The organism is Phenylobacterium sp. J426, from assembly GCF_024699945.1.
In the GTDB taxonomy this organism is placed as follows: domain Bacteria; phylum Pseudomonadota; class Alphaproteobacteria; order Caulobacterales; family Caulobacteraceae; genus Phenylobacterium.
Window position 1 is genome coordinate 2,274,240 of sequence record NZ_JAJOMY010000001.1, and the last position, 20,911, is coordinate 2,295,150.

Here is a 20,911-nt window from a genome sequence, read left to right on the forward strand (position 1 = left end):
GCGGAGAAGAAGCCTGGAGGCATGGCGCGGGCGGCCGTAGCGCTCGCGCCCTGGGCCGTGACCGCGGCCGTCGCGGCCGCCTGGCTCTCCACCCAGCCCCGGAAGCTGCCGCCGCCGCCGCCGCCTCCGCCCGAGGGACCGCCGCCACCGGGCCTCAGCGAAACCCTCGTCACGACGCCCGAGCACTTCGACGACCTGGAACCCGGTCGAGGCCGGGCGGCCCCGACGCCGCATCACATCCCATGGCGCGGCTGGAAGGACGTGCTCTGGCGCACCTACCGGGAATTCCAGGCCGACAACCTCATGTATGTCGCCGGCGGCATCACGTTCTTCACCCTGCTTGCGATCTTCCCGGCGCTGGGTGTGTTCGTTTCGCTGTATGGCCTGATCGCTGACGTCGCGGCGGTGCAGCAGCAGATGGCCCAGATGGCCATCGTCTTCCCGCCCGACGCGGTGCGGTTGATCGGCGATCAGATGCTGCGCCTGGCCACGGAAAGAAGCTTCAATCTGTCGGCCGCCTTCCTGGTGAGCTTCGTCTTCTCGATCTGGACCGCCAACGCGGGCATGAAGGCGCTCTTCGAGGGCCTGAACATCGCCTACGACGAAGTCGAGAAGCGCAACTTCTTCTATCGGACGGCCCTGACCTACGCCTTCACCTTCGCCTTCCTGACCTTCCTGACGGTCGTGACCGCGATCATGGTTGCGCTGCCGATCGTCGTGCGCGCGGCGGGACTGCCTGACTGGATCCTCGCCGGTCGGTGGCTCCTGCTGTTCTGCGTGGTCGCGGGGTCGTTCGCCATCGCCTATCGGTACGGCCCCTGCCGACGCCGGGCGCGCTGGACGTGGCTCTATCCAGGGGCCCTGGTGGCCGCGTTTATCTGGATGGGCGGCTCGGCCGGCTTCTCCTGGTATATCAACAACGTCGCGCACCTGCAGGTGACCTATGGCTCCCTGGGCGCGGTCATCGGCTTCATGCTGTGGGTCTGGTTCTCGGTCCTGATCGTGCTGATCGGCGCCGAGCTGAACGCCGAGGTCGAGCATCAGACGGCGATCGACTCGACCGTGGGGCCGGACAAGCCGATGGGCGAGCGGGGCGCGGCCATGGCCGACACCGTGGGATTGCCGTTCATCGGCGTGCGCAAGGGCGCGAAGATGCTGTGGGGGGCGTCGCGCCGGCAGGTCGGCAACCTCGTCCGGCACAAGCGGCGTCCGGACGGCTCGCGGCCAGGCTAGCCGAACTCGTCCTCGAGCGCGGCCAAGCGGGCGGCCTGGTCCTCGGCGATCAGCGGATTGATCACGTCGTCGAGCGCCTCGCCCTCCATGACCTTCGGCAGGTTGTAGAGCGTCAGATTGATGCGGTGGTCGGTGACCCGCCCCTGCGGAAAATTGTAGGTGCGGATGCGCTCGGAGCGGTCGCCGGAGCCAACCTGGCTCTTGCGCGCTTCGGAGCGGGCGCTGTCCAAGGCCTCGCGCTGCATGTCGTACAGCTTGACCTTCAGCGCCTTCATGGCTCGGGCCCGGTTCTGGTGTTGCGACTTCTCGGACGACGTCACGACGACGCCGGTGGGCAGGTGGGTGATGCGAACGGCCGAGTCGGTCTTGTTGACGTGCTGGCCCCCGGCCCCGGACGACCGGTAGGTGTCGATGCGCAGGTCCTGGTCTCGAATCTCGATCTCAACGTCCTCGGGCTCCGGCAGCACCGCGACGGTGGCGGCCGAGGTGTGGATGCGACCCTGGGCCTCGGTGGCGGGGACGCGCTGGACGCGGTGCACGCCGCTCTCGAATTTCAGGCGGCCGAACACGCCCTCGCCGGTGATCGAGGCGATGATTTCCTTGAACCCGCCGGCATCGCCCTCCGAGATCGAGTCGACCTCCACGCGCCAGCCGCGGCTCTGGGCGTAGCGCTGGTACATGCGGAACAGGTCGCCGGCGAAGAGGGCCGCCTCGTCCCCGCCGGTGCCGGCGCGGACTTCCAGGATCGCTGAGGCGTTCTCGTCCTTGTCCTTGGGCGCGAGCAGCAGCGCCACCTCATGCTCGAGCTCGGGCAGTCGCTCCCGGAGGGCGGCGAGCTCGTCACGGGCGAGGGCGGCCATCTCAGCGTCGCCGGCCTCGGCCATCTCCTCGAGCTCAGGCCCCTCGGCCCGGGCGCGTTCCAGCGCCTGCACGGCGTCGGCGACAGGCTTCAGTTCGGCGTGCTCCTTGGATAGCCGGACGATCTCGGCCCCGTCGGTCGCCGCGCCCATGCGCGCCTCGATCTCGCGGAAGCGGTCGAGCACCTGATCAAGCCTGGCCTGGGGAAGTCGCAAGTCTGGGGGTCCCGTTCGCGAAGGGCCGCTTCTGTAGCGGAGCCGGCGGCCTTTTCCAAACGCGAAGCCAAACTCCGCCGTGCGCGACGGAACGCGGTTCCCGATCCGCTCGTTTGGGGCGGCGTGGCCTTGAGGAGACTATGAAATGGCAACCGAACGAGTCACCGAGACCAGTGACGGCCTGACCCGCGAACGGGTCATCGAGCGCGACGCCGGCGGCGGCACGACCTATGTGGAGCGCGGCGGCTCGGGCATGGGCGGCGTGATCATCGGGATCGCCGTCCTGGCGCTTGTGGCGATCGTTGCGTTCTTCCTGCTGCAGTCCAGCCGCAACGACGCGATGCGCACCGACGCGGTCGCCGGGGCCGCCTCGAGCGTGGCGGAGAGCGCCAGCAGCGCCGCCGATAGCGTGGGCGACGCCGCCCGCAGCGTCACGCCGAACCCCTAGTCTGTTTCCGCGGACAGGAAAAAGCCCCGGCCGAGAGGCCGGGGCTTTCGTGCGTCAGGCGCAGGCAAGAGCCTTAGACGCGCTCGCCCTTCAGCGGCGCATTGCCGAACGCGCCGAGCTTGACGTTACCGGTCATGGTGTCGCCGGACACCGTGGCCTCGAACTCCAGCGTCATCGGCATCGGGCTGGTGATGGCCGAGCTCCAGGTCAGCTTGTCGCCGTCCACCTTGCCGGTGATGTCCTGCGAACCCATCGGGCTCTTGGTCGTACCGGTGAAGGTGTCGCCGCTCGTGGTGATGTTGGCTTCCACCGTCTGGGGCCCATCGGCGTGTTGATGGTGATCTTCCAGTTGCCGTCCGCGGACATCATGTCCCTCCCATGGAATGGAGCGCCACCTAACCGCGTCGAACGGCTCGCGGCAAGAGTGACGCGGGCGTCAAGTTTGCGCCGAGCCCTTCAGGCGTGCAGCAGGGCGCTCAGCGTGCTGATAAGGTGGGGCGCGGATACCGGCTTCTGGAAGCGTGGAATGTCCCGGTAGGTCTCGACGATCGCCCTCTGGTCGTAGCCTGTCGCCAGCACCACGGGGATCTGGCGCTCCCGCAGTTTGTCCACGATCCCGTAGCTGAGCTTGCCTGCCAGGTTCAGGTCCAGCAGGGCGAGGTCGACCCCCTCGGTCGCATCCAGCGCCGCCATCGCGGCGTCGACGGTGGCGAAGGGGCCGATCACCTCGGCGCCCGCGTCACCGAGCTGGCGCGCCAGATCATCGGCGATGAAGAACTCGTCCTCGAGGACGAGGATGCGGCGGTCGTCGAGACGTCCGGGCGGAGTTTCAGCCATCAACCGGCTCGCCGGCGCCCCGGCTCTGTCGGCGAGAGCTGAAGCGCGTAGCCGCAGGCCTCGGCGAGGCTCGTTCGGTCGGGCAGCCCGATGCTGCCGGCCCGGTAGGTCAGCAGGCCTTCGCGGCGGAGCTGTTGCAGGGTTCGGTTCACGTGCACGATCGAGAGGCCGAGCAGGTCGGCCATGATCTCCTGGGTGATCGGCAGCTGGAAGCCGTTGGCCTGGGCGAGCTTCACGCGAACCAGCCGCTCATGGAGCTCCAGCAGCAAATGCGCGGTGCGTTCGTAGGCCGACAGCCGGCCCAGCCGCACGACATGATCCAGAACGGCGCGCTGCTCCATCCGGCGGGCCTCGGCCCACGCGGCGTGCAACGCTGGGGCGGCCCGCGGATCGCCGAGCCGGCTTAGCAGCGCGGTCGCGTCGAGAGTGCGCGACGGCGCCAGGGCCGAGATGACGTGATTGGCGGTGTAGCCGGGCGTCAGGATATCGCCGGGCAGCCGCAAGGCCACGATCTGCCGCCGCCCATCGCTCAACAGCCGCGCCTCGCCCACAAGACCTGCCGTGACCAGCCGCGTCTCGCCCTGGCCAAGCGACAGCTCGGCCCCAGCGGCATGGGCGTGATCGTCCGCGCCCAGCTCGCTCAGCGGTGCGAGATCGTCCGCCTGGAGGGGACGGAAGCTCGACAGGCGCCGGGCCAACAGCTCGGACGGCGCGCAGGCTGGCTTGGCGGCGATATTCAAGTGCTCGGCGTCCTGGGCGTATCTTCTAGTCTTTCCGCGATCTAAGCATGACCCCTGCGGCGCCGCTCCGCACATAGGTTAAATTCAGGGCGCTTTCGCTGGCGCGTCCGGCGGCCCGGCCGCGTGATCCAGCGGGATCGCGATCTGGGCGACCACCCCGCCCGGTCGAAAATCAAGCGTCGTCTGTGCGCCAAGCTCGTAAGCGAAGGCCTGTTCCAGCAACCTTCGGCCAAAGCCCATCCGCGTCGGCGCCAGATCCAGCATCGGGACCCCGCTCTCCTTCCAGGTGAGCACGAGAGTCTTGTCCTTGCGTCCCTTTACGCGCCACCGCACCGAGACCCGCCCGCGCGGCGTCGACAGGGCTCCGTACTTCAGCGCGTTGGTGGCGAGTTCGTGCAGGCCAAGGCTCAATGTCTCGGCGGCCTTACCGGTCAGCCGCACCTCGGGACCGCCGAGGTCGACCTGGTTCTCCTGGGCGGCGACGGACAGGAATTCGTCGTGCAGCATCTCGGCCAGATCGACCGAGACGTCCGCACTGCGGCTGGTCGCGGTCTGGGTCCGCGCCATGGCGGCGATCCGGCCCTGGAAATGGGCGAGGAAACTCTCGAGGTCTTCGCTCGTCTCCGATGTGCGCGATGCGATACCGCGGACGACGGCCAGCATGTTCCGCGTTCTGTGCTGCAGTTCGGCCAGCAGGATCTTCTGGCGTCCCTCGGCAGCTCGCCGGCCATCGACGTCGATGTTCATCCCGACCCACTTCAGGATCGCGCCGTCGCTGTCGCGGATCGGGGTGGCTCGGACGTTGGTCCACCGCCAGCTGCCGTCGGCGCGGCGGATCCGGAACTCGGCGTCGACGTCGCGGTCGGCGGCGACCGCCGCGCGCCATTGTGTCTCTGCGTGGGTTCGATCGTCCGGGTGCACGGCGTCCAGCCAGCCGTAACCCAGCCATTCGTCGAGGGACTGCCCCGTGTAGGCGCGCCAGGAGGGGCTGTCGGTCACGATCACGCCGGCGGGATCTGTTTCCCAGACAGCCTGCGCCAAGCCCTCGAGTAGTTGCCTGGCGCGGGTTTCGGCTTCGCGGAGCGCAGTCTCGGCTCGAGCCCGCTCCGCGGCCTCCCAGGTCCGCTCCGCGACCTCCTGCAGATCCCCCGGCCGCGCCCGACGGCCAGACATGCGGTTGCGCGCTCGCGGCGGTCATCGTCGCCACCAGAACGCCGCCCTTAACGAGCGGCGCACAGATGAAGGCGCGTATCCCTAGCGGCCTGTAGGCCTGACGCTGAGTTTCGGTGAAGTGCGGATCGTTTTCGACGTCGTCGCAGACCATCGGTCGGCCGCGTGTGAGCGCCTCCAACGGCTGGGGAAAGCTCTCCAAAGGATGTTCGCCAACCGCGCTGAGCCCCCCGGCGGGACATGGTCGCGGGTGACGACGAACCGGCCTCGCGCATGGTCGACGTCGGCGTAGTAGGCGCGTTCGGCGCCCATGCGTTCGGCGACAAGTCGACAGGCGGTGACCTGGACATCGCCCGGCGCGCGGAGCGGGCGCAGCGCGTCGCTCAGGCGCAGCATGAAGGCCTGTCGCGACTGAGCCCGCAAGCGGGCGGCTTCGGCGCGGATCCGGTCGGTGGTCTCGAAAAGGGTGACCAGCACGCCGGACACGGCTCCGGTCTCGTTCCGCAGCGGGCTGTAGGTGAGGGTGAACCAGACGTCCTCCAGGGTCCCGTGCCGGACGAGCGGATAGAGCGCGTCCTCGAATGTCACGGTCTCCCCCGCCCAGACGCGCTCGTAGATCGGCTCGTTGATGTGCCAGACCTCCGGCCAACATTCGCGCGTCGCCTGGCCGAGCCCTCTCGGATGCTGGGCGTCCATCACCTGGCGATAGCCGTCGTTGTAGATCTGGATGAGGTCCGGGCCCCACAGCACGATCATGCCGAACCCGTTGGCCAGGGTCAGATCGACCGCGGTCTTCAGGCTCTGGGGCCATCCGGAGACCGGACCCAGCGGTGTTCTCGACCAATCGAACTCGCGGATGCGGCGGGCCATCTCGCCGTCGCCGGCAGGCCACTTAGATCGCTCCGGCGCACTTTGTTTCATCGATCCAGCAACGCTCAGACCTCCCGAAGGCTCAAGCCGCTTTCCGATCGCGCTATTCCGCGGCCTGGAGGTTCGCCTTCACCGCCTTGTCGGCCTCGATCTGGGCGGCGCGAGCCTCGACCAGCTCGACGATGTGGTCGACCATCCGGTCGTTGTCGATCTTGTGGTCGGGCTTTCCCGCCAGATAGACCATGCCCGCCCCCTTGCCGCCGCCGGTGAATCCCACGTCGGTCATCAGCGCCTCGCCGGGACCGTTCACCACGCAGCCGATGATGGACAGGCTCATGGAGGTGGAGATGTGCGCCAGACGCTGCTCCAGCTTCTCGACCGTCTCGATAACGTTGAAACCCTGACGCGCGCAGGACGGGCAGGCGATGATGTTGACGCCACGGTGGCGCAGGCCCAGGGATTTCAGGATGTCGAAGCCGACCTTGATCTCCTCGACGGGGTCGGCGGCGAGGGACACGCGGATCGTGTCGCCGATGCCGGCCCAAAGCAGCGATCCGATGCCGATAGCGCTCTTCACCGTGCCGGTGCGCAGGGCGCCGGCCTCGGTCACGCCCAGGTGGAGCGGGCAGTCGATGGCTTCGGCCAGCTGCTGGTAGGCGGCCACCGTCATGAACGGGTCCGACGCCTTCACGCTGATCTTGAACTCGTGGAAGTCGTGGTCCTGCAGGATGCGGGCGTGGTTCAGAGCGCTTTCGACCATGGCTTCGGGGCAGGGCTCGCCGTAGCGCTCGAGGAGCTCGCGTTCCAGCGAGCCGGCGTTGACGCCGATGCGCATGGAGCAGCCGTGATCGCGGGCGGCCTGGATGACTTCCCGCACCCGGTCGGGGCTGCCGATGTTGCCGGGATTGATCCGCAGGCAGGCCGCGCCGGCCTGCGCGGCCTCGATGCCGCGCCGGTAGTGGAAGTGGATATCCGCCACCAGCGGGACCCTCGCCTCGCGGGCGATGGTCCGGAACGCGGCCGTGGACTCCTCGTCCGGGCAGGAGACGCGGACGATGTCGGCGCCGGCCTCCTCCAGCTGGCGGATCTGGCCGAGCGTCGCCGCCGCGTCGGCGGTCAACGTGTTGGTCATCGACTGGACGGTGATCGGCGCGTCGCCGCCCACCTCCACCGGACCGACGCGGATCTTGCGCGAGGCGCGGCGGTGGATCGCCCGCCAGGGACGGTGATGGTTCGGATCGGCGCTCATGGCGCGCGGAAAATAGGCTCTTCGGGCGGAAAGCCCAAGTGCGCTAGGGCCGCGGCGGCGTCGATGGTCCGGCTGGCGCGGCGGAGGCAGGGGGCGCGGGAGCGGTGGCGGGCGGAGCGACCGGCCGGGGCGCGGTGAGCACCGGGGCGGCGACGGGCGCGGCGGCCAGTTTGGAGGCCAGAACCTGACGGGCGGGCAGCACGCCCTTGGACTGGCCGCCCACGAAGACCTGGAAGTCGTAGGGCTCCGAGACGTCGATGGTCAGGCCCGCGACGTTGGGCACCTTGTAGGCCTCACCGGCGGCGAGCTGGCGAGCGAAGTAGACCGACCCGTCGCCGCCCCGGATGATCAAGCCGCCGCCCTTCAGCGCCTGGATCGTCAGGACCGACCCGGGAGAGCCGCCGCTGTCATACACTTGGCCCTTGGGGGGTGAAGGTGGGTCGCAGGGTCGCAAGGTCGAACGGAAGCTCGGCCGGGAGTTCGTTGATGTTGGAGGGCGGCGCCAGGTTGCCGCGGCCATCGGCGCCCGCCTCGGAAAGTCCCGGCGTCTCGTAGAGCGGCGGCGTGGTGGATTCCACAGGGGCGGGCAGAGGCTCGCCCAGGATCACGGGGGCAGCCTTTTCTTCGGCGAGCAGCTTCCAGGCCACGTCTTCCGGCGCCTTGGGCGGCGGCGGCGCGCTGGCGTTCATCGCGCGCTGGGCGACGTTCCAGAGGACGATCGCCGCGACGATGATGATCGCCCCGGCGATGAAGGCCGCGATCCGCGGGTCACGCTCCTCGGGCACGCCGATGGGCGCGCGGAGCGGCTCGTCGAGCACCGGCTCGTCCGCCTTGAACCGTTCAACGGCGGCTTCCGGATCCAAGCCGAGCGACAGGGCGTAGGCGCGGACATAGCCGATGGTGAAGGGCCGCGAGGGAAGCCCGTCGAGGCGCATCTCCTCCAGCGCCTCTAGATAGGCTCGGCGCACGCGCGTCTTTTCGGCCAGTTCGTCGAGCGTCAGCCCGCGCTCCTGGCGCAGGGCGCGCAGGGCCGCTCCGATCGAGGCGTGCGCGTGCAACGGATCGCCGCTCGTCGGCTCGGGGCCGTCGAAATCGGTAAAGCCGGCCGTATCGAGCGGCATGGCGGCGGCTCCTGCATCCGGCTTCTGCCGGCGACGGAAGGGGATGACTCGGGAGGAGCGTGGCACGTGACCCGGATACCGCCAATGCGTTGTTCGGTCACGTCGGAGCGACGAATTCGCCTAGACGGCCAGGTACAGTTTACGCGCCAAGGTTTCGATCTCGTTGCGCACGGACCCCGCGCTGGACTTCAGCAGCGCGGAGACGCCGCGACGGGCGGCCTCGCGGTCGCAGGACAGCACCATCTGCTTCACCGGTCCGATGCCGGCGGGCGACATCGACAAGCGCTCGAATCCGAGGGCCACGAGGGTGAAGGCCTCCAGCGGGCGGCCCGCGAGTTCCCCGCAGACGCTGACCGGCGTGCCCGTTTCGGCGCAGGCGCGCTGGATCGCTTCGAGCGCGCGCAAGGCCGGGGGCGAGAGCATGTCGTAGCGGTCGGCGACGCGCGGGTTTCCCCGGTCGGCGGCGAAGAGGTACTGCATCAGGTCGTTCGTCCCGACGCTGACGAAGTCGGTCATCGGCAGCAGGGCGTCCAGGTGCCAGATGAGCGACGGCGCCTCGATCATCGCGCCGACATCCAGACGCGACGGTGCAGGGCGGCCGCGGCGTAGAGCCCAGGCCACTTCGGTGTCCACGAGCGCGCGGGCGGCGCGGAACTCGTCGCAGCTGGCGACCAGCGGGAACATGACGCGCAGCGGCCGGCCGCGGGCCGCGGCGATCAGGGCGCGGAGCTGCATGCGCAGCAGCGCCGGTCGATCCAGTCCCATGCGGATGGCGCGCCACCCCAAGGCCGGGTTGTCCTCGCGCTCGGCCTCCAGGTACGGGAGCACCTTGTCGCCGCCGAGGTCCAGGGTGCGGAAGGTCACCGGCCGGTCGCCGGCCGCATCCATCACGCGGCCGTAGAGCTGTGTCTGGGCGGTCAGCCGCGGCATCTCTTCCGAGACCATGAACTGGAACTCGGTGCGGAAAAGGCCGATGCCCTCGGCGCCGGCTTCGTCCATCGCCTCGAGGTCGACGTCGAGGCCGGCGTTCATCAGCAGGGTGACCTTGACCCCGTCGCGCGTGAAGGCCGGCGTATCACGCAGCTTGGCGAACTCTGCCTTGCGCAGCCGACGGACGTCGATCCGCGCCTGGATGGCCTTCACGACATCGGCGCGTGGCCGAAGGTAGGCCTCGCCGCTCTCGGCGTCGACGACAACGCTGTCGCCCTCGGACACGCGGTCGCGCAGTCCGGGCAGGCGACCGACGCAGGGGATGTCCAGCGCCCGGGCCACGATCGCCGCGTGGCTCGCGGAGGAGCCTTCCTCCAGCAGCAGGCCGCGGAGCCTGGTGCGGTCGTACTCCAGCAGGTCGGCCGGGCCGAGATTTCGGGCGATCAGGATGGCGTTCTCGGGCAGGTCCCGCGCCACATGGCCGTCCCCCGCCAGGTGTCGCAGCAGGCGATCGTTGAGATCCTCGAGATCGTGCAGCCGCTCGCGCAGATACGGGTCGCGGGCCTGGCCGAGGCGCGCGCGGTGTTCGGAGCGGACGCGTTCCACAGCCGCCTCGGCTGTCAGCCCGTTCTTCACCGCGTCCTCGAGGCTGCGGTTCCAGCCGCGGTCGTGGGCGAACATGCGGTAGGTCTCGAGCACCTCGTACGAGGCGTCGACGAGCCCGTGCTGGCCCTCCAGCATGTTGTCGATCTGCTGCTTGAGCGCGGAGAGGGCGGTCGCGAGACGGGTCTCCTCGGCGGCCACGTCATCGGACAGCAGCTGAGACGGCGCGACGGGCGGCTCGTGCAGCACCGCCACGCCATAGGCGAGGCCGTCGGCGAACTTCGAACCCTTCAGACGGTCGGGACGGTGGGGCGCGAGCTCGACGCCCTTCATCTCCTCGACGCCGAGCAACTCGCCCGAGGCCACCATCTCGGACAGGACCATCGCGATGATCTGAAGGTCCTCGACCTCGTCCTCGGTATAGACGCGGGCGGTGCGGTTCTGGACGACGAGCACGCCGATCGCCCGGCCGCCGCGCAGCAACGGCACGCCCAGGAAGGCGTGGTAGGGGTCTTCGCCGGTTTCCGGGCGATACGAGAAGGCCGGATGCTCGGGGGCGTCGGCCAGGTTCAGAGGCCGGCCGAGGCGCATGATCTCGCCGACCAGGCCTTCGCCGGGCTTCATCCGAGTGACGTGCACGGCGCCGGGGTCGAGGCCTTCGGTGGCGAACAGTTCCATCTCGCCGTTTGCGCGGCGCAGGTAGATCGAGCAGACCTCGGCCACCATCGACAGGGCGATGATGCGCACGACCATGTCGAGGCGCGCCTGGGCCGGACCGCCGCCCGCCAGCGCCTCCCGGATCTGCCGAAGCAGGCTCCGTTGTCCTCGTATGGCCATGCTCGGCGCCGGCATCTGTGCCGTGTTTCCTCCGCTCCCTAGCGCGCTGAGTACCAGCTTTATCTTCCCGTTCCGAGACGGGAAGAGCCGTTTGCGACGAAGCGCGCGTCCCGTCCTCTAGATAGGCGCGAGCTTGAGCTTTCGAAGACCCGGGCGCATCGTCCGCTCAACGAACAGGCGCCCACGCAGGCGCCGGCGCGGCTCGGGCCGAGGTCTGGGGGAGGCTCAACATGCGGAAATGGCTCGTCTTCGCGCTGGCCTGGGCGCTGATCCTCGGCGGCGGCTGGCTGGCGCACGCGGTGCAGACCGCCGGCGGGGTCAGGATCTCGGAGGTGCGCATCCCCACGCCGGAAGGCGCGACGGTGAGCGGGCTGCTCTACGTCCCGCCCACGGCGACGCCCGCGCGACGCGCGCCGGCGGTGCTGGCCAGCCACGGCTACATCAACACGCGCGAGATGCAGTCGCCGTTCGCGATCGAACTGTCGCAGCGCGGCTACGTCGTGCTGGCGATGGACATGACGGGCCACGGTTACTCGGGCGGGGTGGTCGGTACGGCCGACTACGGCGGCCCGGCGGCGCTGGCCTGGCTACGGGCGCAGCCGTTCGTCGATGCGGAGCGGATCGGCCTGGAGGGCCATTCGATGGGCGGCGCGCCGATCCTGGCGGCGGCGGCGGCCTATCCCGACGGCTACCGCGCCATTGTTCTGGAAGGCTCGACGCCCGGTCTGCTCGGGGCCAAGGCGCCGGACTTCCCAAGAAACATCGCCGTGGTGTTCGGCCGCTACGAGGAGTTCGCCGAACTCATGTGGCAGGCGCCGACCGGGGCCGAGGTGGTGAACTCTGAACGGCTGATGGCGCTGTTCGGGACGGCCGAGCCGGTCGAGCCGGGGAAGATCTACGGCGCGGTCGTCGACGGGTCGGCGCGCCGGCTTTACACGCCGGCCGTCACCCATCCGGGCGAGCACTTCTCGGAGGCTGGCGTCGATGCGGCGCTCGACTGGTTCCACCGCACTCTGAATCCCGGAGAGCCGTTCAGCATCCAGCCCCAGACCTGGATCTGGAAGGAGATCGGCACGCTGCTCGCGTTCGGCGGGCTGTGTCTGCTGATCCTGGCGACCTTCGATGTGCTGCTGGACCTGCCGCTGTTCGGGCGGCTGGCGCAGCCGGCGGAGCCGGCCAACGTCCGTCGGGACGGGCGCTGGTGGCTGGCCTTTGCGATCACGGCGGCCCTGCCGGCGCTCACGTATTTCCCGCTGATGAAGGCGGGGCAGTTGTTCTTCCCCCGGGCCGGCTTCCCGCAATGGGTCCACAATCAGCTTGTCATCTGGGCGTTGGGGACCGGCCTCATCACCCTCGTCATCGGCCTTCTGCTGCGGACCAGGGCGCGCTTCAGCAACCGCTGGGGCCTGTCGATCCCCGCAGCCGCGGCGACCCTGGCGATGGCGTTCGCCGCCTCGTACCTCCTGGACGCGCTGTTCAAGGCGGACTTCCGGTTCTGGGTGCTGGGCCTGAAGCCGCTCAGCGCCGAACGCGCGCTGATGATGCTGCCGTACCTTGCGCTGTGGTCGGTGTTCTTCCTGGTGGCGATCCGGGCGCTGGCGGCCAATCTGGCCGTTCAGGGGGAGAGCTTCGTCGCCCATACCGGCTGGGCCAAGGCGGCCATGAGCCTCGGCTTCGTGGTTCTGGTGGCCTGGGAGTACGCGATGCTCTTCGCGACCGGCCGGCTCGCCACCCCCACAGAACCGCTGAACACCATTGTGGCCATCCAGTTCGTACCGTTGCTGGCGACGGTGGGGGCGATCGGCGCCTGGACCTATCGGCGAACCAACTCCTATGTGCCGGGCGCCCTGATCTGCGCCGGACTGATCGCCTGGTACGTGACCTCAGGCACGGCGGTCCACTGGGCGCCGGGCTACGAATCGCCGCTGCTGGCCGCCGTTCGGAGGTGGTGTAGCGCGAAGGTGGCTCCGCGGGCCGACACCGCCTATGTCAGCCGCGCATGGCGACCGCCCAACACACGGACAAAGGGCCTACCGGCTGGGGCGACCTGCTGGCCGGCGGCCGGTGGCCCCAGTTCGCGCTGATCTGCCTCGGCGTCTGGCTGAACGCCGCCGATGCCCTGGTGACCGCCACCATCATGCCGAGCGTCGGCGCCGATCTCGGCGGCTACGCCTACTTCTCCTGGGCGACTGCCGGCTTCCTCGTTGGAGCCATCCTGGCGGGCGCCAGCGCAGGTCGTGTGTCGGAGCTCTTCGGCCTGCGCAGCGCCACCGCACTGGCGGGCGGGGTCATGCTGGTCGGCTGCGTGATGAGCGCCGCCGCGCCGAACGTGGAGCTGTTCCTCGCGGGGCGGCTGGTCCAGGGCCTGGGGTCGGGCTGGATCTCGGGTTTCGCCATGGTCGCGATCGCACTGCTCTTCCCCGAGCGACACCTGGCGCGCGTCTTCGCCAGCGTCACCTTCATCTGGGGTGTCGCCACCCTTCTGGGACCGCTGCTGGGCGGCGTCGTGGTGGAGCACGGGCACTGGCGCGACGTCTTCTGGCTGTTCGCCACCCAGTCGGCGATCTTCAGCCTCGCCGCCCTCGTCCTGCTGAAGAAGAGCGGGCGCGGATCGGGCGGTCCGGGGATTCCCTGGGCGCAACTCGGGGTGCTGGGCCTCGGCGTGGCCGCGATCGCGGCGGCCGATGTGATCCACGTCCCGGTGCTCTCCATTGGCCTGGTGCTGGCGGGCCTCGCGATCCTCGCCCTCGTGGTGGCGATCGACCCTCGGGCTCGGGTGCGTCTGCTGCCGCATCGGGCGGGCGACCTCCGCACCGTCTGCGGCTCGGGCTATTTCGCCATGTTCGCCATGACCGCGGCCTCGATGGGCTACGCGATCTACGGCCCGCCGATCCTGCAACAGCTCTGGGGGTTCTCGCCGCTTTGGGCGGGCTACGCCATCGGGGCCGAGTCGCTGGCCTGGACGCTCAGCGCCCTGGCGGTGGCTGGCGCGACCGGCGTCTGGGACGCGCGCTGGACCCGGCTCGGCGCCGTGCTGCTGGTGGCGAGCCTCGTGGTCCTGCCGCTGACCCTCGCCGACGGACCGCTGGCGCTGGCCATCTTCGGCGGCGCGCTGATGGGCGCCGCGTTCGGCTTCTCGTGGGCGTTCATGAGCCGGCGTGTGCTGGCGGCCCTCTCGGAAGAGGACAAGGCGATCGGCTCGTCCGCCATCATGGCGGTGCGTCAGGCGGGCGCTGCGGCGGGGGCCACGATCTCGGGGGTGGCCGCGAACCTCGCCGGGTTCTCCGGCGGCCTAACAGACGCCAGCGCACGGGCCGCGGCCGTGTGGGTGTTCGTGGCCGTGATTCCCCTGGCCATGGCGGGCGCGTGGGCGACCTTCCGACTGACGGGCGGGGCCGAGACGGCTCAGAAAGACGTCTAGAGCTGATCCAGGCCATAGGCCGCGTGTAGGGCGCGCACGGCCAGTTCGGTGTAGGCGGCGTCGATCAGCACGCTGATCTTGATCTCCGAGGTGGAGATGACCTGGATGTTCACGCCCTTGTCGGCCAGCGCCTTGAACATCGACTTGGCGACGCCAGCGTGGCTGCGCATGCCGACGCCGATGACCGACACCTTGGCCACGTCCTCGTCGACCCGCACATCCTCGAAGCCCACCTGCGGCTGGACGGCGCGGATGATCTCCAGCGCGCGCTGGGCGTCGCGGCGGCCGACGGTGAACTCCATGTTGGCCGTGTCCGCGGTGCGGGCGTGGCTCTGGACGATCATGTCCACGTTCACATTGGCGTCGGCGAGGGCGCCGAAGATGGTGGACGACACGCCCGGATGGTCCGGCAGGCCGAAGAGGCTGATCTTCGCCTCGTCGCGGCTGTAGGCCACGCCGCTCACGATCCGCTTCTCCACGATCTCCTCCTCGTCGCACACGATGGTGCCTTGGCCGGGCGCTTCGCCGGGCTCCACGAAACTCGAAAGCACCCGGACGGGCACGTGATAGGCCATGGCCAGCTCGACCGAGCGGGTCTGCAGCACCTTGGCGCCCAGCGAGGCCATCTCCAGCATCTCCTCGTAGGAGATCTTGGCCAGCTTCTTCGCCTTGGACTCGATGCGCGGGTCCGTAGTGTAGACGCCGTCCACATCGGTGTAGATGTCGCAGGCGGCGCCGATCGCGGCCGCGATGGCGACGGCGCTGGTGTCGGAGCCGCCGCGGCCGAGGGTGGCGATGCGGCCGTCCCGCGTCACGCCCTGGAAGCCCGCGATCACCGCGACCTCGCCGGCGTCCAACGCCGCGGCCAGCTTCTCGGGCGGGATGTCGTCGATCCGCGCCTTGCCGTGCGCGTCGTCCGCGATGATCGGAACCTGCCATCCGAGCCAGGAGCGGGCGCGCAGCCCCATGTTGCGCAGCGTCATCGCCAGCAGACCGGCGGTGACCTGCTCGCCGGAGGCGACGACCACGTCGTACTCGTCGTCGGACGAGGGAATGCCCTGGGCGGCGGCGCCGGCGCCGTCGGTCCAGGCGACCAGCTCGTTGGTCTTGCCCGCCATGGCCGAGACGACCACGGCGACGTCGTGCCCCGCCTCGACCTCCGCGGCCACGAGGCGCGCAACCCGCCGGATGCGTTCCAGGTCGGCCACCGAGGTGCCGCCGAATTTCATCACCAGCCGGGACATGCGCGTACGCCCGTCGCCCCCAAATTGTTGCGCTGCGGGAAGGATGGGCCTTCTAGCGAGGGTTCCCATGGGTCGCAACGGCAAGAGTCTTTCGTTTCCCCGTGGGCCGGCGGTAGAAGGGGGCATGACTTCCCAACCGTCCGCGCGTTCGAGCATCGATCCTGCCGAGGTCGAGCGGTTCTCGCGCATCGCCGCCGAGTGGTGGGACCCGAACGGGAAATTTGCGCCGCTGCACAAATTCAATCCCGTGCGGCTGGCCTTCATCCGCGACCACGCGCTCTACCGCTTCGGCCGTGACGGCGGCCAGCGGCGGCCGTTCGAGGGGCTGCGCCTCCTCGACATCGGCTGCGGCGGCGGCCTGCTGTCCGAGCCGATGGCCCGCCTCGGGTTCGATGTGACCGCCGTGGACGCCTCCGAGCGCAACATCGCCACGGCGTCGACGCACGCGGCCGAACAGGGCCTGTCGATCGACTACCGTTGCGCCACCGCCGAGGCCCTGCTCGAGACCGGCGAGCCGCCGTTCGACATCATCCTCAACATGGAGGTGATCGAACACGTGGCCGACCCGGGCGAGTACCTGCGGACCTGCGCGCGGCTCCTGAAACCGGGCGGCCTGATGATCGTCGCCACGCTGAACCGGACGCTGAAGGCGATGGCGCTCGCCGTCGTCGGGGCCGAGTACATCCTGCGCTGGCTGCCGGCGGGCACCCACGACTGGAGGAAGTTCCTGAAGCCCGCCGAGATCCGCGGTTTCCTGGATGGTGAGCCGGTCACCGTGGACGGCCCCTACGGGGTGGTGTTCAATCCGCTCACCGGTCGATGGAGCGAGTCCGTCGATGCGGACGTGAACTACATGATGACGGTCGTGCGCGACGCGGCCTGAAGGAGGTCGGGGGACCTCCTGTTAGGAGTTGGGATGCCATCGCTGCGGGTGCTGGGCCACGCCTTCCGGGCCTGGCGGCGGAACCTCCGCTGGGCCAAGCACGAGCCCGAGACGCCGTACCTGGCCGACCTGCTGTCGGGCGCGCCGGTCTGTCTGCATGTGGGCGCCAGTGACGGGCGGCATTCCTACGTCATGACCCAGGTGGCCCCGAAAGCCCGTATTATCGCCTTCGAACCCTCGGCCTTCGCCTATGAGGTGCTGAAGGTGACCACCGCCTGGCACGGCATCCGCGACCGCGTCACGCCGATCCACGCCGCGGTGGCGGACAAGCCGGGCGAACTCCTGCTGGTGACGCCGAAGAAGACCTCCGGCCGCATGGGGCGTGCCTATGCCTATGTGACCGAGACCGCCCCGGAAGGCCCCGCACGCCCGGACCTGCAGGACCAGGGCATGGACCTGCAGCCGACGCCGGTGGTCACCCTGGACGGCTTCTGCGCCGAGCATGGCGTGGATCAGGTCGACTTCATCCGGATGGACATCGAGGGCGCCGAGCTGAAGGCGCTGCACGGCGCGCTGGGCATCCTCGACCGGGACCGGCCGCATGTGCTGATCGAGATCCATCCCGCGATGCTGGAGGCCCGCTTCGGCGCTTCCGGCGATGCAGTCCTGGAGATCTTCCGCGAGCGCGGCTACCGCATGTTCGCGCTCAACGGCGACCGGCTCGAGGAACGCACCGATCTTGTCGAAGGCGTACCGTGGAAGGACTATTTCCTGATCCACCCTGCCAAGGCCGCCCGCCTGCCCGACGGTGTGTTCAAGGCCCGGATGGCGGCGTGAGTCCGCGCTAAGCCGGCTCCACCCCCAGCGCCGCCATGGCCTCGGCAAGGTCGGCGTTGCGGAACGGCTTTGTGAGGCGGGGCAGGTCGGGGGCGACGCCCTCGGCCTCGGCATAGCCGGAGACGAGCAGGGTGCGGACGCCCGGATGTGTGCGGCGCAGTTCGCGGGCCAGGTCCGTGCCGGTCATGCCGGGCATCAGGTGGTCGGTCACCACGAGTTGGGGGTCGAGGCCTTCTCCCAGCAGGCGCAGCGCCTCCTCGGCGGAGGCCGCCTCGACCACCCGGTAGCCAAGGTCGGTCAGCATGTCTGAGGTGCTGATCCGCACGACCTCCTCGTCGTCCACCAGCAGGACCGTGCCCAGGAAGGACCGCCTCTCGGCCGCTCGGGGAGCCGCTTCGGGCTGGATCGCCTCGCGGGAGACGGGGAGCCAGAGCTCGATGTTGGCGCCGAGCCCCGGCGCGCTCTCGATCGTCAGGGCGCCGTTCAGCTGCAACGCCAAGCCGTGCACCATCGACAGGCCCAGGCCGGTGCCGCGGCCGATCCCCTTGGTGGAGAAGAAGGGTTCGATGGCTTTGGCCTGGGTTTCGGCGTCCATGCCGACGCCGGTGTCGGCGACGGAAAGGCGGATGTAGTCCCCGGCGGGGAGCCGACTCCGGTGCGCACCGCGAAGCGTCGCCAGCTCGGCCGACAGCCGCAGGACGCCGCCGTCCGGCATGGCGTCGCGGGCGTTCACCGCCAGGTTCAGGATCGCCATCTCCAGCTGGTTTCGGTCCGCCTTGGCCGGCGGCAGGTCGACTGGTGCGTTCACCGCCACGCGGATCTGGGGTCCCGTCGTGCTGCTGATGAGGTCGCCCATGCCTTCGAGCAACTGGGGGACATCAACGGCGGTGGCTTGCAGCGGCTGCCGACGCGCGAAGGCCAGCAGGCGCTGGACCAGGACGCGGGCCCGCTCGGCCGACTGGAGGGCGCCGTCGATCAGGCGTTGCTCGCGAGCGCCCCCGACGCTGCGCCTCTGAAGCATGTCCAGAGCGCCGACGATCGGCGTCAGCAGGTTGTTGAAGTCGTGCGCCACGCCGCCGGTCAGCTGGCCGATGGCCTCCATCTTCTGCGACTGGCGAAGGGCGTCCTGGGTCTCTGTGAGGCGGCGCTGGTCCTGCAGCCGCTCGGTGACGTCGTAGACGAACTGGTAGGCGGCGACGAACTGCCCCTGCGCGTCGCGCAGCGGCCTGAACTTCATCTCGTACCAGCGCCGGTCACGCTGGGTGTCGCCGAACTCGGCGGTCTCGGTGAAGGCCTCGCCGGTCAAGGCGCGCGCCCAGATCGCCCTGATCGCCGCCTGATGCTCGGGCTGATCGGCCAGGAGCTCGATCAAGCTGGCGCCCACCTGCGGGCGGATGCCGAAGATGCGGTGGAATTCATCGGCGGCGGCCTTGTTGATCGCCAGCCATCGGAAGTCGGGGCTGACCACCTGCACGAAGGCGTCGGTGCCTTCCACGATGTCCGCCAGCAGCTTGCGTTCGGCGAGCGCCTGATCGATCCGCCGTTCCAGGGCCTCGTGCGACTGGCGGAGCACCTCCTCGGCGGCGCGGCGCTGGCTGATGTCGATCACCGAGCCCACGAAGCCGAGGAAATCGCCCCTGGGGCCGAAGCGCGGTGCGGCGGCGTCGATAGCCCATCGGTAGCCGCCGCTCACGTGGCGCAGCCGGTACTCGACGTAGAAGGCCTCCCGCCGTGCGTTCCCGGTGAGGAACGTCTCGGTGGCCAGATCGGTGTCGTCCGGGTGGGTGGCGTCGGTCCAGCCCAGGCCCAAGGCCTCGGCCTCGGTCTGGCCCGTGAAGTCGTACCAGGCCTTGTTGAGATAGATGCAGTTCCCGTGCGGGTCGGTGACCCACATGATGATCGGCGCATGTTCGGCCATGTTGCGGAAGCGGCTCTCGCTCTCCCGCAAGGCTTCCTCAGCGCGCTTGCGCTGGGTGACATCGTAGTTGACGCCGACGACGCGTTTGGGGACGCCATCCGGCCCCGGCTCTTCACCCTGGGCGTGGGCCGCAAGCCAAATCACTTCGCCGTCCGTACGCCGGATCCGGAACTCCGCGTCAAAACGTTCGGTCTCGCCCCGCAGCACCCGTTCGCAGACCGTCCGCAGGTCTGGAAGATCCTCCTCCAGCACATAGGCGAAGAAGTCTTCGCCGGTACGAGGCAATGCCGCTTGCGGCAGACCCAGCATCGCCTGGAACTGCTCGGACAGGGTCGTGGCGTCGCTCTCCACGTCCCAGGTGAAGTCGCCCAGCTGCGCGGCCCTGTGGGCGAGCCGAAGCCGCCCCTCCGAAGCGGACTGAGCGTCCTCGGCGAGGGCCTGGGCGTGGGCCGACCACGTGCGTGTCGCGACGTCGCCGACCAGCGAGACCTCGTCGGACGTCCAGCGGCGCGGGGCGGCGGCGTGGGCGTAGAGGATCGCCGACAGCTCGCCGTCCCTGAGCAGCGGCGCGACGATCAACGCCCGCGTCCCGATGCCCCGCCAGGTCTCGAGGTAGGCCTCGTCGGCGGTGCGCGGATCCCGCTCGCAGTCTTCGACCACGACGACGCGTCCCGCACGGAGTTCGGCGATGACCTGCGGGCCGAACCCGTCGAGCAGCCGCGCCTCGCCGGCCAACGACCGAACGCCCTCGGCGGTCCAGTCCTGGTCGACACGCACCACCTCGCCGTGTTCGACGACCTCGCCGTAGCCGGCGCGGCTGACGTCGAGTTGGCGCCCGAGCGCCTCGGCGGCGGCGATCTTCACCTCCAGGGGCGTGCGCGCCGCCTGAAGGGAGTCCCCCAGCTCGACGAGGAAGCTGAGACGGCGCTCGGCCAGCACCTTCTCGGTGGTCTCGGCGCAGGCGCAGAACATGCCGACCACGGCGCCGCTCTCGTCGCGGACGGGAGAGTAGGAGAAGGTGAACCAGGTCTGCTCGTCGAAGCCCTTGCGGCGCATCAGCAGCGGCAAGTCGTGGCGGTAGCTCGCCTGGCCCGCGAGGGCGGCGTCGATCAGCGGGCTGATGTCGGGCCAGATCTCGGACCAGATGGTCTGGAAGCGATCCCCAAGGGCGCTCGGATGCTTGTCGCCGAGGATCTCAGCGTAGGCGTCATTGTAGAGGAAGCCGAGCTCGGGGCCCCAGGCGACGAACATCGGGAACTTCGAGGTCAGCATCAGCCCGACGACGGTTCGCAAGGACTGCGGCCAACCGGCCGGGCGACCGAGCGGCGAGGCCGACCAGTCGTGAGCGCGCATGAGGGCGCCCAGCTCGCCGCCGTCGGCGAGGAACGGTTCGTCGACTGGCGGGCGTTCGAACGTCACTCTGGTCCCTGGTCCCGGCTCCTCGGACGGGAGGTTAGCGGCTGTCGACGCCGCCGTCCGTCGGAATCCAACCTTAGG

The 20,911-nt window shown here is 69.6% G+C and carries 17 protein-coding genes and 2 pseudogenes; 6 read left to right on the forward strand and 13 right to left on the reverse strand.

The features are described 5' to 3' along the window. Positions 1-21 precede the first annotated feature (21 nt). Positions 22-1,233, forward strand: a complete 1,212-nt coding sequence (locus LRS10_RS11965; RefSeq protein WP_257837452.1) for a YihY/virulence factor BrkB family protein — start codon at positions 22-24, stop codon at positions 1,231-1,233. Here LRS10_RS11965 and prfA read toward each other — a convergent pair. Continuing rightward, positions 1,230-2,306 (reverse strand): peptide chain release factor 1, encoded by a 1,077-nt coding sequence (prfA, locus tag LRS10_RS11970; RefSeq protein WP_257837453.1) that lies wholly within the window; start codon positions 2,304-2,306, stop codon positions 1,230-1,232. The genes LRS10_RS11965 and prfA overlap by 4 nt on opposite strands. Before the next feature lie 145 nt (positions 2,307-2,451). On the opposite strand from prfA, the gene LRS10_RS11975 reads away from it, so the two are divergent. After that, on the forward strand, positions 2,452-2,754 hold the full coding sequence (locus tag LRS10_RS11975; RefSeq protein WP_257837454.1) for a hypothetical protein: 303 nt from the start codon (positions 2,452-2,454) through the stop codon (positions 2,752-2,754). A gap of 73 nt (positions 2,755-2,827) precedes the next feature. Here the strand turns inward: LRS10_RS11975 and LRS10_RS11980 are convergent, their stop codons facing one another. The 10 genes and pseudogenes from LRS10_RS11980 to ptsP form a co-directional block, all read right to left on the reverse strand. Continuing rightward, positions 2,828-3,064: a hypothetical protein gene (locus LRS10_RS11980; RefSeq protein ID WP_257837455.1), complete on the reverse strand. Its 237-nt coding sequence runs from the start codon at positions 3,062-3,064 to the stop codon at positions 2,828-2,830. Between the two features lie 146 nt (positions 3,065-3,210). Next, a complete protein-coding gene (locus tag LRS10_RS11985; protein ID WP_257837456.1) occupies positions 3,211-3,591 on the reverse strand; it encodes a response regulator in 381 nt (126 codons plus the stop codon). Next, positions 3,591-4,331: a Crp/Fnr family transcriptional regulator gene (locus LRS10_RS11990; protein WP_257837457.1), complete on the reverse strand. Its 741-nt coding sequence runs from the start codon at positions 4,329-4,331 to the stop codon at positions 3,591-3,593. The genes LRS10_RS11985 and LRS10_RS11990 overlap by 1 nt, the downstream gene beginning before the upstream one ends. A gap of 84 nt (positions 4,332-4,415) precedes the next feature. Beyond that, positions 4,416-5,504, reverse strand: a complete 1,089-nt coding sequence (locus LRS10_RS11995) for a sensor histidine kinase (RefSeq protein WP_257837458.1) — start codon at positions 5,502-5,504, stop codon at positions 4,416-4,418. 52 nt (positions 5,505-5,556) lie between these two features. Next, positions 5,557-5,655 (reverse strand): annotated as a pseudogene (locus LRS10_RS25125) (hypothetical protein); the annotation flags it as partial. Positions 5,656-5,954: 299 nt separating this feature from the next. Further along, positions 5,955-6,422 (reverse strand): annotated as a pseudogene (locus LRS10_RS25130) (PAS domain-containing protein); the annotation flags it as partial. A 52-nt stretch (positions 6,423-6,474) separates the two neighbouring features. Beyond that, positions 6,475-7,620, reverse strand: coding sequence for a flavodoxin-dependent (E)-4-hydroxy-3-methylbut-2-enyl-diphosphate synthase (gene ispG, locus LRS10_RS12005; RefSeq protein ID WP_257837460.1), 1,146 nt, complete (start codon positions 7,618-7,620; stop codon positions 6,475-6,477). A gap of 43 nt (positions 7,621-7,663) precedes the next feature. Further along, positions 7,664-8,035, reverse strand: a complete 372-nt coding sequence (locus LRS10_RS12010; protein WP_257837461.1) for a hypothetical protein — start codon at positions 8,033-8,035, stop codon at positions 7,664-7,666. After that, positions 8,028-8,741 (reverse strand): RodZ family helix-turn-helix domain-containing protein, encoded by a 714-nt coding sequence (locus LRS10_RS12015; protein WP_257837462.1) that lies wholly within the window; start codon positions 8,739-8,741, stop codon positions 8,028-8,030. Before LRS10_RS12015 ends, LRS10_RS12010 begins: the two co-directional genes overlap by 8 nt. A 120-nt stretch (positions 8,742-8,861) precedes the next feature. Beyond that, positions 8,862-11,126: a phosphoenolpyruvate--protein phosphotransferase gene (gene ptsP, locus LRS10_RS12020; protein ID WP_257837463.1), complete on the reverse strand. Its 2,265-nt coding sequence runs from the start codon at positions 11,124-11,126 to the stop codon at positions 8,862-8,864. Between the two features lie 215 nt (positions 11,127-11,341). Between ptsP and LRS10_RS12025 the strand changes: the two genes are divergently transcribed. Together LRS10_RS12025 and LRS10_RS12030 are read left to right on the forward strand one after the other, a co-directional pair. Continuing rightward, positions 11,342-13,195 carry a S9 family peptidase gene (locus LRS10_RS12025; protein WP_257837464.1) on the forward strand — a complete coding sequence of 618 codons (1,854 nt, stop codon included), beginning with the start codon at positions 11,342-11,344 and terminating at the stop codon, positions 13,193-13,195. Continuing rightward, complete coding sequence (locus tag LRS10_RS12030; RefSeq protein WP_257837465.1) at positions 13,111-14,532, forward strand: MFS transporter; 1,422 nt, start codon at positions 13,111-13,113, stop codon at positions 14,530-14,532. Before LRS10_RS12025 ends, LRS10_RS12030 begins: the two co-directional genes overlap by 85 nt. Here the strand turns inward: LRS10_RS12030 and LRS10_RS12035 are convergent. Continuing rightward, positions 14,529-15,776, reverse strand: coding sequence for an aspartate kinase (locus tag LRS10_RS12035; protein ID WP_257837466.1), 1,248 nt, complete (start codon positions 15,774-15,776; stop codon positions 14,529-14,531). The two genes, LRS10_RS12030 and LRS10_RS12035, sit on opposite strands and share 4 nt — an antisense overlap. Positions 15,777-15,900: 124 nt before the next feature. Between LRS10_RS12035 and ubiG the strand changes: the two genes are divergently transcribed. Both ubiG and LRS10_RS12045 read left to right on the forward strand, forming a co-directional pair. Further along, positions 15,901-16,659, forward strand: a complete 759-nt coding sequence (gene ubiG, locus LRS10_RS12040; RefSeq protein WP_257837467.1) for a bifunctional 2-polyprenyl-6-hydroxyphenol methylase/3-demethylubiquinol 3-O-methyltransferase UbiG — start codon at positions 15,901-15,903, stop codon at positions 16,657-16,659. Positions 16,660-16,692: 33 nt separating this feature from the next. Then, positions 16,693-17,496 carry an FkbM family methyltransferase gene (locus LRS10_RS12045; protein WP_257837468.1) on the forward strand — a complete coding sequence of 268 codons (804 nt, stop codon included), beginning with the start codon at positions 16,693-16,695 and terminating at the stop codon, positions 17,494-17,496. Between the two features lie 7 nt (positions 17,497-17,503). Here LRS10_RS12045 and LRS10_RS12050 read toward each other — a convergent pair whose 3' ends face one another. Beyond that, positions 17,504-20,833 carry a PAS domain S-box protein gene (locus LRS10_RS12050; RefSeq protein ID WP_257837469.1) on the reverse strand — a complete coding sequence of 1,110 codons (3,330 nt, stop codon included), beginning with the start codon at positions 20,831-20,833 and terminating at the stop codon, positions 17,504-17,506. Between the last annotated feature and the right edge of the window lie 78 nt (positions 20,834-20,911).

Bases quoted from the DNA above. Each gene is read 5' to 3' on its own strand.
- LRS10_RS11965 (WP_257837452.1), top strand. From the start codon at position 22: ATGGCGCGGGCGGCCGTAGCGCTCGCGCCCTGGGCCGTGACCGCGGCC.
- LRS10_RS11975 (WP_257837454.1), top strand. From the start codon at position 2,452: ATGGCAACCGAACGAGTCACCGAGACCAGTGACGGCCTGACCCGCGAA.
- LRS10_RS11985 (WP_257837456.1), bottom strand. From the start codon at position 3,591: ATGGCTGAAACTCCGCCCGGACGTCTCGACGACCGCCGCATCCTCGTC.
- LRS10_RS11995 (WP_257837458.1), bottom strand. From the start codon at position 5,504: ATGTCTGGCCGTCGGGCGCGGCCGGGGGATCTGCAGGAGGTCGCGGAG.
- ispG (WP_257837460.1), bottom strand. From the start codon at position 7,620: ATGAGCGCCGATCCGAACCATCACCGTCCCTGGCGGGCGATCCACCGC.
- LRS10_RS12015 (WP_257837462.1), bottom strand. From the start codon at position 8,741: ATGCCGCTCGATACGGCCGGCTTTACCGATTTCGACGGCCCCGAGCCG.
- ptsP (WP_257837463.1), bottom strand. From the start codon at position 11,126: ATGCCGGCGCCGAGCATGGCCATACGAGGACAACGGAGCCTGCTTCGG.
- LRS10_RS12025 (WP_257837464.1), top strand. From the start codon at position 11,342: ATGCGGAAATGGCTCGTCTTCGCGCTGGCCTGGGCGCTGATCCTCGGC.
- LRS10_RS12030 (WP_257837465.1), top strand. From the start codon at position 13,111: ATGGCGACCGCCCAACACACGGACAAAGGGCCTACCGGCTGGGGCGAC.
- LRS10_RS12035 (WP_257837466.1), bottom strand. From the start codon at position 15,776: ATGTCCCGGCTGGTGATGAAATTCGGCGGCACCTCGGTGGCCGACCTG.
- ubiG (WP_257837467.1), top strand. From the start codon at position 15,901: ATGACTTCCCAACCGTCCGCGCGTTCGAGCATCGATCCTGCCGAGGTC.
- LRS10_RS12045 (WP_257837468.1), top strand. From the start codon at position 16,693: ATGCCATCGCTGCGGGTGCTGGGCCACGCCTTCCGGGCCTGGCGGCGG.